General features: G+C 71.6%; 11 protein-coding genes. 5 read left to right on the forward strand and 6 right to left on the reverse strand.

Annotated features, from left to right (window positions below):
* Window positions 1-77 precede the first annotated feature (77 nt).
* Window positions 78-884, forward strand: coding sequence for a TIGR02452 family protein (locus SM418_RS05005; RefSeq protein WP_371939368.1), 807 nt, complete (start codon window positions 78-80; stop codon window positions 882-884).
* Here SM418_RS05005 and SM418_RS05010 read toward each other — a convergent pair.
* Window positions 881-1,651 carry a TetR/AcrR family transcriptional regulator gene (locus SM418_RS05010; protein ID WP_371939369.1) on the reverse strand — a complete coding sequence of 257 codons (771 nt, stop codon included), beginning with the start codon at window positions 1,649-1,651 and terminating at the stop codon, window positions 881-883. The two genes, SM418_RS05005 and SM418_RS05010, sit on opposite strands and share 4 nt — an antisense overlap.
* A 170-nt stretch (window positions 1,652-1,821) precedes the next feature.
* Here SM418_RS05010 and SM418_RS05015 point away from each other — a divergent pair, with 170 nt between their 5' ends.
* Entirely contained in the window at window positions 1,822-3,528 is a 1,707-nt protein-coding gene (locus SM418_RS05015) for an MFS transporter (RefSeq protein ID WP_371939370.1), read from the forward strand.
* A gap of 86 nt (window positions 3,529-3,614) precedes the next feature.
* Here SM418_RS05015 and SM418_RS05020 read toward each other — a convergent pair whose 3' ends face one another.
* Both SM418_RS05020 and SM418_RS05025 read right to left on the reverse strand, forming a co-directional pair.
* Window positions 3,615-4,541, reverse strand: coding sequence for an LLM class F420-dependent oxidoreductase (locus tag SM418_RS05020; protein ID WP_371939371.1), 927 nt, complete (start codon window positions 4,539-4,541; stop codon window positions 3,615-3,617).
* A 43-nt stretch (window positions 4,542-4,584) separates the two neighbouring features.
* Window positions 4,585-5,358: a hypothetical protein gene (locus tag SM418_RS05025; RefSeq protein WP_371939372.1), complete on the reverse strand. Its 774-nt coding sequence runs from the start codon at window positions 5,356-5,358 to the stop codon at window positions 4,585-4,587.
* Window positions 5,359-5,563: 205 nt separating this feature from the next.
* Between SM418_RS05025 and SM418_RS05030 the strand changes: the two genes are divergently transcribed.
* Window positions 5,564-6,592 carry a glycoside hydrolase domain-containing protein gene (locus tag SM418_RS05030; RefSeq protein ID WP_371939373.1) on the forward strand — a complete coding sequence of 343 codons (1,029 nt, stop codon included), beginning with the start codon at window positions 5,564-5,566 and terminating at the stop codon, window positions 6,590-6,592.
* 30 nt (window positions 6,593-6,622) lie between these two features.
* Here the strand turns inward: SM418_RS05030 and SM418_RS05035 are convergent, their stop codons facing one another.
* The 3 genes from SM418_RS05035 to SM418_RS05045 are packed head-to-tail and all read right to left on the reverse strand — an operon-like array spanning window position 6,623 to window position 11,198.
* Window positions 6,623-7,801 (reverse strand): GNAT family N-acetyltransferase, encoded by a 1,179-nt coding sequence (locus SM418_RS05035; protein ID WP_371939374.1) that lies wholly within the window; start codon window positions 7,799-7,801, stop codon window positions 6,623-6,625.
* A 33-nt stretch (window positions 7,802-7,834) separates the two neighbouring features.
* Window positions 7,835-9,172, reverse strand: a complete 1,338-nt coding sequence (locus SM418_RS05040) for a class I SAM-dependent RNA methyltransferase (RefSeq protein WP_371939375.1) — start codon at window positions 9,170-9,172, stop codon at window positions 7,835-7,837.
* Window positions 9,165-11,198: an APC family permease gene (locus tag SM418_RS05045; protein WP_371939376.1), complete on the reverse strand. Its 2,034-nt coding sequence runs from the start codon at window positions 11,196-11,198 to the stop codon at window positions 9,165-9,167. The genes SM418_RS05040 and SM418_RS05045 overlap by 8 nt, the downstream gene beginning before the upstream one ends.
* A 343-nt stretch (window positions 11,199-11,541) precedes the next feature.
* Between SM418_RS05045 and SM418_RS05050 the strand changes: the two genes are divergently transcribed.
* Together SM418_RS05050 and SM418_RS05055 are read left to right on the forward strand one after the other, a co-directional pair.
* Window positions 11,542-12,207: a potassium channel family protein gene (locus tag SM418_RS05050; RefSeq protein ID WP_371939377.1), complete on the forward strand. Its 666-nt coding sequence runs from the start codon at window positions 11,542-11,544 to the stop codon at window positions 12,205-12,207.
* Window positions 12,207-12,866 (forward strand): potassium channel family protein, encoded by a 660-nt coding sequence (locus tag SM418_RS05055; RefSeq protein ID WP_371939378.1) that lies wholly within the window; start codon window positions 12,207-12,209, stop codon window positions 12,864-12,866. The genes SM418_RS05050 and SM418_RS05055 overlap by 1 nt, the downstream gene beginning before the upstream one ends.
* Window positions 12,867-12,902 lie beyond the last annotated feature (36 nt).

Here is a 12,902-nt window from a genome sequence, read left to right on the forward strand (position 1 = left end):
ATCATCTGAAAATGGTTTGCGGACGGGTTTGCGGAAGCAGCACAATCCGAGGCGACATGAGCAGACATCCACGACGGATGACCGCGCAGGAGACCGTGGCCATCCTCGAACGCGGCGCCTACACGGCGCCCTCCGGCCGCACCGTCAGGGTCGCGGACCGACTCGCGCGCACCGTCGAAGGCACCGTCCTCTACCGGCCGGACGAACTGGACGCACTCCTCAGGCGACTGCCCGCCGAGGCTCCCGCCGAGACGCGCATCGAGGTGACCGGCGAGACGACGCTCGCCGCCGCCCACCGCCTGTGCGGCGATGGAACGATCCCGTTCGCGCTCAACTTCGCGTCCGCGAAGAACCCGGGCGGAGGCTTCCTCAACGGAGCGCACGCCCAGGAGGAGGGGCTGGCGCGCTCCTCCGGCCTGTACACGTCGCTGCGGTCGGCCAGGGAGTTCTACGACTTCCACCGCGCCCAGGGCGACCTCCTCTACAGCGACCACATGATCTACTCGCCGGGCGTGCCGGTGTTCCGGGACGACGCCGGGCGGCTGCTGGAGGAGCCGTACGACGTCGCGTTCCTGACGTCCCCGGCCCCGAACCGCGGCGCGATCCGGGACCCCGCCAAGGCCGACCGGATCCCCGCCACACTGCGGCTGCGCGCCCGCAAGGTCCTCGCCGTGGCGCAGGCCCACGGGCACGCGCGGCTGGTGCTGGGCGCGTGGGGCTGCGGCGTGTTCCGCAACGACCCGGCGGAGGTCGCGGAGGCGTTCGCCGAGCCGCTGCGTCCCGGCGGCGAGTTCGCCGGACGGTTCGAGCACGTCGTCTTCGCGGTGTGGGACACCGCCCAGGGCTCTCCCAGGCAGGCCGCGTTCTCGGAGGCTTTCGCCTAACCGGGACGTTCCTCGTCCTCGACGTAGGAGGCGATGCCCCGGACGAGGAGGTCGAGCCCGAACTCGAACCGCCCGTCGTCGTCGGGGTCGGTCAGCTCCTCGACCATCCCGGTGAGGACCGGGTACCGGTCCGCCGGCAGGGCCGAGAAGTACTCCTTGAACTGCCCGAAGTACTCCTCGAAGAACGCGTGCGGGTCCTCACCGGCGGGCGCCTTCGCGTAGTAGACCGTTCCCTCGATCGCGTCGGCGTCGAGGAACATGCCGAGCGTGTCCACGGCCATGCCGGCGATCTTCTTCGGCACACCACCCGCTCGCATGAGCGCGAGCTGCGCCTCCGCGACGTCCAGCAGGTGGGGGCCGGTGGGGACGAGCCCCATCGACACCATCGCGATGTCGCGGTGCGAGGTGTAGACGCGGCGGATCTCGCGCGCCAGCCCCTTCAGCTGCTCCTGCCAGCGCGCCGGGTCGGGGAAGGGCAGCCTGATCTCGGCCGCGACCCGGTCGAGCATCAGCTCGCGCAGCTCGTCCTTGCCCGAGACGTGGGCGTAGAGGGAGGCGGGTCCGGTGCCCAGTTCCTGGGCGACGCGGCGCATGGTCACGGCCTCCAGGCCCTCGGCGTCCAGGACGCGCAGCGCCGTCTCGATGACGGCGTCCTGGGTGAGCGGCTGCCTCGGCGGCGCGGCCTTGCGCGGCCGGCGGCCGGGCGGGGTCGGCAGCTCGGGCGCCGGCGGGCCGGACGGCGGCCCGTCCGGGCGTGCGGTGGCCACGTCGAGACCTCCCAATCTCGCGATACATCTTGACTATCGCAAAACGCGATATATCTTCTCTCCTGTAGAGAGAAGTTCAGCGGACACGAACATCGTACTTGACACGAACGACGTTCGGCATTAGAACAGCGTTCGTACTGACGAACAGCGTTCGACAACCGGAGATCACCATGACCGAGACTTTGACGACCCCGGGGCGGGACACCGCCGACGCGGGCTATCGCCGGCGCTGGATCGCCCTGTTCGTGATCCTCGCCGGCGAGATCATGGACATGCTGGACGCGCTGATCACCAACATCGCGGCCCCGACGATCCGGGCCGAGCTGGGCGGATCGGCCGCCACCATCCAGTGGCTCGCCGCCGCCTACACGCTGTCCATGGCGGTCGGGCTCATCACCGGCGGACGCCTCGGCGACCTCTACGGGCGCAAGCGGATGTTCCTCATCGGCGCGGCCGGCTTCACGATCGGCTCCCTGCTGTGCGGCGTCGCCGTCTCCCCCGGCATGCTCATCGGCGCCCGCGCCGTGCAGGGCCTGTTCGGCGCGCTGATGCTGCCGCAGGGCATCGGCATGATCAAGCAGATGTTCTCCACGAAGGAGATGGGCGCCGCGTTCGCCATGTTCGGGCCGGTGATGGGCCTGTCGTCGGTCGGCGGGCCGGTGCTGGCCGGCTGGCTGATCGACGCCGACCTGTTCGGCACCGGCTGGCGGATGATCTTCCTGATCAACCTGCCGCTCGGCGCCGCCGCCGTGCTGGCCGGGCTGAAGTTCCTGCCCGCCGGGCGCGCCGAGCACGCGTCCCGCCTCGACCTCACCGGCGCCGTCCTCGCGTCCCTCGGCGCCGGCCTGCTGATCTACCCGCTCGTCCAGGGCCGCGAGCACGACTGGCCCGTCTGGACGTTCCTGATGATGGCCGCGTCCCTCGCCGTCTGGGGCGTGTTCACCTGGTACGAGACCCGCAAGCAGCGCGCCGGCGGCGACCCGCTGATCGTCCCGAGCCTGTTCCGCAAGCGCGGCTTCACCGGCGGGCTCGTCGTCGGCGTGGTGTTCTTCTCCGGCATGGCCGGGCTCGGCCTGGTGCTGGCCCTGTTCTTCCAGCTGGGGCTCGGCTACTCACCGCTCAAGTCGGGTCTCGCGCAGATCCCCTGGTCGGTCGGCATCATCATCGGGTTCGGCGTCATGCAGGCCGTGCAGCGCTTCGGCCGCACGCTGATCCACGCGGGCGCCGTCATCATGGCCGGCGGCATCGCCGGGCTCTACGCCACGCTGCACTACGTGGGCGTCGACGTCACCCCCTGGCAGCTCGTTCCCGCCCTGACCGTGACCGGCATCGGCATGGGCCTGCTGATGGGGCCGTTCTTCGACACCGTCCTCGCGGGCGTCGAGCCGGAGGAGACCGGCTCGGCGGGCGGCACGCTCACCGCCGTCCAGCAGCTCGGCAGCGCGCTCGGCGCCGCCGTCCTCGGCACGATCTTCTTCGGACTGCTCGGCGGGCACGTGGCGTCCGCCGCCGACGACGGCGCCTCCGCGCTGCGCCGCGACCTGGCGGCCGCGTCCGTGCCCGCCGCGCACCAGGACCGCCTCGTGGACGCCCTGCGCGACTGCGGCCACGACAGCGCCACCGCCAAGGACGCCTCCGCCGTCCCCGCGTCCTGCCACCGGCTTCAGGACGACGTCAAGGCCGCCATCGCCGCCGCGCCGCAGTCGGCGCCCGCCGTCCAGAAGGCCGTCGCGGACGCCGGCGAGCACTCGGCCAAGGTCGGCTTCAGCGACGCCATGAAGATCACGCTGTGGGTCGAGGTCGGGCTGCTCGGCCTGACATTCCTGGCGACGTTCCTGCTCCCCATGCACGCGCGTCCGGAGGAGGAGGCCGCCTGACCCGACGGGAAGGCCCGCTGCGGAAGGACGTCCTCCCGCAGCGGGCCCTTGCCGGTCTGACACCTTGCCGTGTCACACCTGCCGTCTCACACCTTGCCGAGGACCTCCGCGGCCAGCAGCTCCAGGTGGTCCAGGTCGTGCATGTCGAGAACCTGCAGGTAGATGCGCTCGGCGCCCAGCTCGCCGAACCGGCCGATCTTGTCGACCAGCTCGCCGGGGGTCCCGGCGAGGCCGTTCTCGCGCAGCTCCGGCACCTGCCGCCCGATGGCGTCGGCGCGGCGCTTCACCTCGGCCTCGTCCCGGCCGCAGCAGACGACCTGGGCGGCGGAGTGGACGAGCGGCTTCGTCCGGCCCGCCTCGGCGCACGCCGCCCGGACCCGGTCGAACGCCTCTCCGGTCTCCTTCACCTGGTGGAAAGGAACGTTGTACTCGTCGGCGTAGCGGGCCGCGAGCCGCGGCGTCCGCTTCGCCCCGGCCCCGCCGATGATGATCGGCGGGCCGCCCGCCTGCGCCGGCTTCGGAAGCGCGGGCGACTCGGCCAGCGTGTAGTGGTCGCCGCTGAACGAGTAGGTCTCGCCCGCCGGCGTCCCCCACAGCCCGGTGAGGATCGCGAGCTGCTCCTCGAGCCGCTCGAACCGCTCCCCGAGGCTCGGGAACGGGATGCCGTAGGCGGTGTGCTCCTGCTCGAACCAGCCCGTGCCGAGCCCGAGGTCCACGCGTCCGCCGCTCATCTGGTCGACCTGCGCGACCGAGATGGCGAGGGGCCCCGGATACCGGAACGTCGCCGCCGTCACCAGCGTGCCGAGCCTGATCCGGCTGGTCTCCCGGGCGATAGCGCCCAGCGTGATCCACGAGTCGGTCGGGCCCGGCTCGCCCGTCACGTCGCCCATCTTGACGAAGTGGTCGGAGCGGAAGAACGCGTCGAAGCCGAGGTCCTCGGCGGCCTTGGCGACCGCGAGTTGTGTTTCGTAGCTCGCCCCCTGCTGGGGCTCAGTGAAGATCCGAAGACGCATGACTCCATCCTCGTACGCGCCCGGCCGCGTTCGCGCCACCGGGTCAGCGCCGCCTGGTGCTCTCCGCGGCCGGCCCGAGGGTGCGGGCCTCAAGCACATGCGGAATCTGCGCGCCCCTGCGAGCCGTCACCGGAGCCGTCTTCACCAGCGCCAGGTCCGCGGTCCGCGCCGCGCGCACGGCCGGGAACCCGCGGGTGACGCGCCCCATGCCCCACGTCACCGTGCCGCGCATGCCGATCGCCTCCCCCGGTTCGGCATGCCTGGTGACCTTCGCACGGATCACGCCCGCGACCTTCTCCCCCTTCTTGAGCAGGCCGAGACGGCACACGACCTTCCGTCCGGCCGACCCGCAGTGCTTCTTGGCGGACACGAAAGCGAGCTCCTTCGGCAGCGTCGTCCTGAACACCGCCTGACCCGACTTCTCCGGCCCCTTGGCGGCCATAGTGAACGCCCACGCGTAGGTGCGTCCGGGAACGACGTCCTGCCGCGGACTCTTCGTACGCAGCACCACCCCGAGCAGGCCAGGCTTGGCATGCGCCTTCGGCTTCAGCTTCGGCTTGGCATGCGCCTTCGGCTTCGCGTGCGCCTTCGGCTTGGCGTGCGTCCTGGGCTTGGGATCGGCATGCGCCTTCGGCTTGGCATGCGCCTTCTTCGGCTTGGTGTGGGACCTGGGTCTGGGGGCGGGCTTGGAGGCGCCTCCCTTGTTCCCCTTGTGCCCGGTCGGACCGGGGTCGTCGGCGTGCGCCGCCATCGGCGCCGCCAGCAGCGGCGCGGCGGCCAGCGGCACCAGGACTCGCCACTTCAGTGTCCAGACCATGATGAGACCCCCTGTGACCTGCGAATTCCTTGCGGACACCTCCGTTCTAGCGACCACCGGAGCCGCCACCTAGCGCCCCGGCGGCGTGTCGTCACAGACGGCGACAGTCACATCACGCTGAAGTGCGAACCTGTCCAACTTGCTGCGCCGTAGGGGGCAGAAGCTGTTGAATCGGCCAAAACCGATCCCCGATCCAGGAGTTGAGATGGCTGTCTTCGGCGTCGACTACGCGTGGGGGCGCCCCGGCGTCGCAGCGCTGAAGCGAGCCGGGGTGAAGTTCGCGTGCCGCTACCTGTCGCACGACACGACCGGCAAGAACCTGACCCGCGCGGAGGCCGACGACCTGTCCGACGCGGGCATCTGGGTGGTGGTCGTCTGGGAGTCCACCGCGCAGCGCCCGCTGGCGGGACGGTCCGCCGGCGTGGCGGACGCCAGGGACGCGGCCGCGCAGGCGGACGCCTGCGGCATGCCGGACGACCGTCCCATCTACTTCGCCGCCGACTGGGACGCCACCGCCTCCCAGCAGGACGAGATCAACGCCTACCTGGACGGCGCCGCGAGCGTCATCGGCCGCGACCGCGTCGGCCTCTACGCCGGCTACGGCCCGACGAAGCGCGCCTTCGACGCCGGGAAGATCACCTACGGCTGGCAGACGTACGCCTGGTCCGGCGGGCGCTGGGACGCCCGCGCGCAGCTCCAGCAGTACTCCAACGACCACACCATCAACGGCGTCGGCGTCGACTACGACCGCGGCGTGAAGAGCGACTACGGGCAGTGGCGCGTCGGCGTCTCGCCCGAAGGAGAGGACGACATGCCCGACTACGTGTCCGTCGGCACCGATGCCGAGCAGCAGCTCTCCCCCGGCAAGTGGACGAACGTCTCCTGGGACCACGAGTTCGCCGACAGCGAGCACCAGCACAACGACCCGGGCGGCCCGAGTCTGCTCACCGGCTCCGCCCGCTACAGCCTGACCGTGGCCGCGACCGTCGCCGGCGTCCCGGCCGGCACCCTCATCCAGGCCCGCGCCATCGAGGTCCTGATCGAGGACACGAGCCAGTACGAGGTCGGGCCCGTCCAGGACTTCCTCTCGGTCGGGGACACCACGAACCTGGTGTACGGCCTGCCGGCCGACACCGTCCGCTCCGGGCACCGGGTGCGCTTCCAGCTCCTCCAGCACGGCACCGCCCCGGCGACCGTCAAGGACGGCAGCGCGAAGGTCTTCTTCTGGCGATGATCGAGAGATGGCAGGCCCCGCGCCCGACGATCAGAATTCGTCGTTGATGTACGGGGCCAGGGGGACGGCCATGGCGGCGGTCAGGCGTGCCGCGGCGCCCGGGGTGTGTTCGGTGATCGCGCCGATCCGGGTGAGGGTGGCCGGGGTGGCGCCGCCGAGGTAGGTGGCGGCCAGGTCGGCGGCGGCCAGGGCCAGGTCCGGGGGGTCCGTCGTCGGGTCGCAGGCCGGGGTCGCGCCCGTGGTGAGCCGCCAGCGGCCCGAGTTGGCGGGGATACGGGTGTCCTCGATCTCCAGGACGAAGGTGTCCTCGGTGGCCCAGGTGCGGGCGTGGAGCGCGGCCGGGACGTCGATCAGGCGGAGCCAGAGGGCGCCGTAGTTCTCCTTGACGGTGACCTGGTCGGGGTCGGTGGCCATGTGCGGGAGCAGGTCGTCCACGGGACGGCTCGGTGCGTGGACGCGGGACGTCAGGTCGATCGACGCCAGGTAGCGCCAGAGCGCGGCCTCGACCTGCGGGGTTTCGGCGACGAGGTCGACGAGCCTGATCGTCTGGTTCCCGCTGGAGCGGTAGACGGCGTAGCCGGCGGGATGGACGACGACGCGCGGATCGGTGAAGCCTGCGGCCTCCACGTCGACCGGCCGCAGGATGGAGCGCGTCCACCATTCGGGGTCGCGGACAAGGCCGCCCGGCCGGGCGGAGAGCGCACGGATGTGGATCGGGTCGAGGACCCCGGGCGCGGACGCGACGTCGACCAGGCGGAGGGGACGCTCGTCGGCCGCGGTGCGGAGGCCCAGCGGACGGGACGTGTCGGCCTCCAGGCCGATCGCGCGGGTGGCGAGGCCGAAGCCGTACCGGCCGTAGATGGCCCCCTCGGACGCCCAGAGCGCGGCCACGGGGCGGCCGGCGGCGACGGCGTCGGCGAGCATGCGGTCCATCAGGGCCGTCAGGATGCCCTTGCGGCGGTGAGTCGGCAGCACACCGACGAACGAGACCGCCGAGCAGTCGAGGAACGCGCCCGGCACCGCGAGCCGCATCGGGAGCACCGCGAGCTGGCCGGCCAGGTCGTCGCCGTCGTAAGCGCCGATGCGCTCGGAGCGGCGGAGCTTCCAGGAGTCGCGTTCGTAGTCATCGATGCGGACGTGGAACACCATGCCGGCCAGGTCGACCATGCGCTCGACTTCGGATTGCGGAACGTCCCTGATCTCGACCATGCGTCCACGGTATGCCGGGGCCGCAACCGGTTTTCAGCCGCGGACCAGGGTCGCCAGGCACTCCACATGCTGGGTCATCGGGAATGCGTCGAATGCCCGGAAGGTCTCCAGGGTCCAGCCGCGCTCGCCGAAGTAGGCGAGGTCACGGGCCAGGGTCGCCGGGTCGCAGGACACGTAGGCGATCTTGCGGTCGGCGAGGCGGGTGATGTGCTCGACGACCTCCCGGCCGGCGCCGGTGCGGGGCGGGTCGAGGACGACGACGTCGGCGCGGCGGACGCGGGAGCCGCCGTGGTGGCCGGTGCCGCGCTTGTTCTGCGTGCGGGACGAGCTGGACGCGCGGCCGAACTCCAGGTCGGCGACCACCTCCTCGACCGGGCCGCGCTCGATCGACACGTTCGGCAGATCGCGCAGGTTGTAGCGGGCGTCCCGGACGGCCTGGCCGTCCGACTCGACGCCGACGACGAGGCCCTCCGGGCCGATCCGGTCGGCGAGGACGCCGGTGAACAGGCCGACGCCGCAGTACAGGTCGAGGGCGATGTCGCCGGGCTTCGGCTCAAGGGCGTCCAGCACCGCGTCGGCGAGGAGCTGCGCGGCGCCCGGGTGGACCTGCCAGAAACCGCTGCCGCTGACCTGGAACAGCCGCCCGGACACCTCTTCGCGGACGTACGGCAGGCCGGCGCCCGGCTCCGGCTTGCCGCGGACGAGCCGGACCGGCACGTCCAGCCGCGGCACCCGGATCTTGCGGCGGTCGCGGCCGCGCAGGACGACGAGGCGGTCACCGGTGGTGGCGGAGACGATGCCCTCGACGCCGGACGCGCCCGGCCAGCGCTTGCGCTCGATGCCCATCAGCTCCACGCCCGGGTGGGCGATCAGGCATTCGTCGACGGGCTCGATGTCGTGGGAGCGGTGCCTCCGCAGCCCGACGGCGCCGGACGCGACGGAGAACTGGACGCGGGTGCGCCAGCCGAGGCCGGGCGGCGGCGTCACCTCGGAGTCGACCGGGTAGGGGACCTCCTCGACGGTCACCGTGCGGGTGATCCCGGCGAGGCGCTGGAGCTGCTCCTCCACCACGGCCGCCTTGAGCTTTCGCTGGGCGGGCAGCGAGGCGTGCTGCCAGTCGCAGCCGCCGCAGCGTCCGGGCCCGGCGAACGGGCAGGGGGCCGGCACGCGGTCCGGGGACGCCTCGATGATCTCCACGGCGTCGGCGCGGAGGAAGTTCTTGGTCCGATCGGTGACGCGGGCTCTCACCCGTTCGCCCGGCAGGGCGTGCCGGACGAAGACCACGCGGCCCTCGTGACGGGCGACGCAGAAACCGCCGTTGGCGACGTTGCCGACCTCCAGTTCGAGGACGTCGGGTTCGAGTTCAGTCACGATCCGAAACACTACCGCCACCCGAGCGCGGCCCGGTCCGCGGCGGACGCCGGGACGAGCCGGGGCCGGGCGGCTCGACCCGCCCCTTCAGCCGGTCGGACGACTGGAGCTGCCAGGCGACGCTCGTCACCATGACGCCCGGCTGGAACAGCAGCCGCCCCTTCAGCCGCAGCGCGCTCTGGTTGTGCAGCAGCTGCTCCCACCAGTGGCCGACGACGTACTCGGGGATGAACACGGTGACGACGTCGCGGGGGCTGCGCCGCCGGACGTTCTTGACGTAGGCGAGGACGGGCCGGGTGATCTCCCGGTACGGCGAGTCGAGGATCTTCAGCGGGACGGGGATGTCGAGGGCGTCCCACTCGTCCTGGAGACGCCGGGACTCCTCGGCGTCCACCGCGACGGTCACCGCCTCCAGCGTGGACGGGCGGGTGGCGCGGGCGTAGGCGAGCGCCCGCAGCGTCGGCTTGTGGATCTTGGAGACGAGCACGATGCCGTGGTTGCGGGCGGGCAGCGCGACGTCCTCGCCGGAGGGCACGAGCTCCGCGGAGACCCGGTCGTAGTGCCGCCGGATGGCCTTCATCAGCAGGTACAGCAGCGGCATCGCGATGCACACGATGTAGGCGCCGAGCGCGAACTTGGTGATCAGCACCACGATGAGGACGATGCCGGTGAGCGTGGCGCCGAACGCGTTGATGCCGCGGGAGGTCTTCATCCGGCGGCGCTGCGCCGCGTCCTGCTCGGTGGCGAGCAGCCGGTTCCAGTGCCGGACCATGCCGACCTGGCTGACGGTGAAGGACACGAAGACGCCGACGGTGTAGAGCGGGATCAGCCGGCTGACGGACGCGTCGTAGGCGTAGATCAGCAGCCCGGCCATCGTGGCGAGGATGATGATGCCGTTGCTGTAGGCGAGCCGGTCGCCGCGGGTGTGCAGCTGGCGCGGCAGGTAGCGGTTCTGCGCGAGCACCGACCCGAGCACCGGGAACCCGTTGAACGCGGTGTTGGCGGCGAGGAAAAGGATCAGCGCGGTCATCGCGGTGACCAGCGCGAAGCCGGGGGTGAAGTTGCTGAACACGGTGTGCGCCACCTGCGCGATCACCGGGTCGGCGTCGGTGACGGCCTTGCCGGTGGACGGGTCGATCAGGTGGCTGCCCTGGTCGGGCTCGGCGAACTTGGCTTCGGTGATGTAGGCGAAGGCGGTCACTCCGCCGAACAGCGTCATCGCGACGAGCCCGAGCGCCAGCAGGGTCTTGGCGGCGTTCTCGCCCTTGGGCTTGCGGAACGCGGGCACCCCGTTGCTGATCGCCTCGACCCCGGTCAGCGCGGCACAGCCGGACGAGAACGCCCGCAGCAGCAGGAAGACCAGGGCGAACCCGGCGAGGTCGGTCTCGTCTCCGCGGACCTCGAAGTGCGCGGTCTCGGCCTGCAGGTCGGTGCCCGCGACCAGCCTGACCAGGCCCCAGCCCAGCATGCTGAAGACCGCGAACATGAACAGGTAGGTGGGGATCGCGAAGGCGACGCCCGCCTCCTTGAGGCCGCGCAGGTTCGCGAGGGTGAGCACGACGACCATGCCAATGGCGACGCCGACCTCGTGCGGCTGCATGAACTTCAGCAGCGCGCCGAGGTTCTCCACGCCGGACGACACCGACACCGCCACGGTGAGGACGTAGTCGACCAGCAGCGCGCTCGCCACGACGACGCCCCAGTTGCCGCCGAGGTTGGTGGTGGCGACCTCGAAGTCGCCGCCGCCGCTCTGGTAGGCCCGGACGTTCTGCCGGTAGGACGCGACCACGGTGAGCAGGATCACCACCACGGCCGCGGCCACCCAGGGGGTGTAGTGGTACATCACGAGGCCGCCCGCGCCGAGCGCGAGCAGGATCTCCTGGGGGGCGTAGGCCACCGAGGACAGCGCGTCGCTGGCGAAGACCGGCAGCGCGATCCGCTTCTTCAGCAACTGCTCGTGCTGCTGGGCGCTGCTCAGCGCGCGGCCCAGCAGGAGCCGCTTCGTCAGGTCCGGAACCTTTGACACGAAACGAGAGCCTAGCCGCCGGGGATGACACGGTTTCCCGCCCTGTCACTTCCCGCCCCGCCGCCCATGTCACTTCCCGCCCCGCCGCCCATGTCACTTCCCGCCCCGCCGCCCATGTCACTTCCCGCCCCGCCGCCCATGTCACTTCCCGCGGTGCCGCCCTCCGGGGGCCGGTTGGGTAGTACTCGTCTGGGGGGATGTGTAGGTTTGCAGCCCGGCAGGGTTCATTGACGGAAAAGGGTCCTCGGGTACGGCACGGCGCCGGCGGCGCAGCGAACGGATGCCGTGCACGGCGACGGGGGGTACCGGGGGAGCGTCCCCCTGGACGGAAAAGGGAACGGCCGTGCATATCGTGATCATGGGATGCGGGCGGGTCGGTTCGACGCTCGCCCACATCCTGGAGGACAAGGGCCATTCTGTGGCCATCATCGACCAGAGCCCGGAGGCCTTCCGCCGGCTGCGCAGCGGGTTCCGAGGCCGTCGCATCACCGGGTTCGGGTTCGACCGCGATGTGATAGCCGAGGCGGGCATCGAGCGCGCGTCCGCGTTCGTGGCCGTCAGCAGCGGCGACAACTCCAACATCATCTCCGCCCGGGTGGCGCGCGAGACGTTCGGCGTCGACAACGTGGTGGCCCGGATCTACGACCCGCGCCGGGCCGAGGTCTACCAGCGCCTCGGCATCCCGACGGTCGCGACAGTCCGGTGGACGGCCGACCAGATCCTGCGCCGGCTGCTGCCGGAGGGCGCCGAGCCGCTGTGGCGGGACCCGACCGGCGCGGTCGTCCTCGCCGAGCTCGACTCCGGGCACCTGTGGGTCGGCGCGAAGGTCGGCGCCCTGGAGGAGCACGCGAACACCCGGGTCGCGTTCCTGTCGCGGATGGGCGAGGCCCTCGTCCCCGAGCGGGACACGGTGATCCAGGACGGCGACATCGTGCACATCATGGCGAACGCCGACGATCTGGAGCGTGTCAACGCCGCCGTCGCGGCGCGGAACGGGGAGGACTCCTGATGCGGGTCGCGATCGCCGGGGCGGGCGCGGTGGGCCGCTCCATCGCCCAGGAGCTGCTGGAGAACGGGCACGAGGTGCTCCTGATCGACAAGAGCCCGAAGGCCATCAAGGTCGAGATGGTGCCGCGCGCGGAGTGGCTGCTCGCCGACGCGTGCGAGATATCGGCGCTGGACGACGCGGCGCTGGAGCGCTGCCAGGTCGTGGTCGCCTCGTCCGGCGACGACAAGGTCAACCTGGTGGTGTCGCTGCTGGCCAAGACCGAGTACGGGGTGCCGCGCGTGGTCGCGCGGATCAACCACCCGAACAACGAGTGGCTGTTCAACGAGTCGTGGGGGGTGGACGTGGCCGTGTCGACGCCGCGGCTGCTGTCGGCGCTCGTCGAGGAGGCGGTCAGCGTCGGCGACCTCGTCCGGCTGATGACGTTCCGGCAGGGCGAGGCGAACCTGGTCGAGCTGACGCTGCCCGAGGACGCGCCGCTCGGCGGGCAGCGGGTCGGGTCGGTGGACTGGCCGCGCGACACCGCGCTGGTGGCGATCCTGCGGGAGGGGCGGGTGCTGGTCCCCTCGTCCGACGACACCCTGGAGCCGGGCGACGAGCTGATGTTCGTGGCCAGCCAAGACGTGGAGGACGAGCTCGCGACGCTGCTGGGCGGACGCTAGCGGCGACGTCCCCCTAGGCGCGGGGGGAGCCCGCCT

This window comes from Actinomadura chokoriensis (genome assembly GCF_041463665.1).
Classification (GTDB): domain Bacteria; phylum Actinomycetota; class Actinomycetes; order Streptosporangiales; family Streptosporangiaceae; genus Spirillospora; species Spirillospora chokoriensis_A.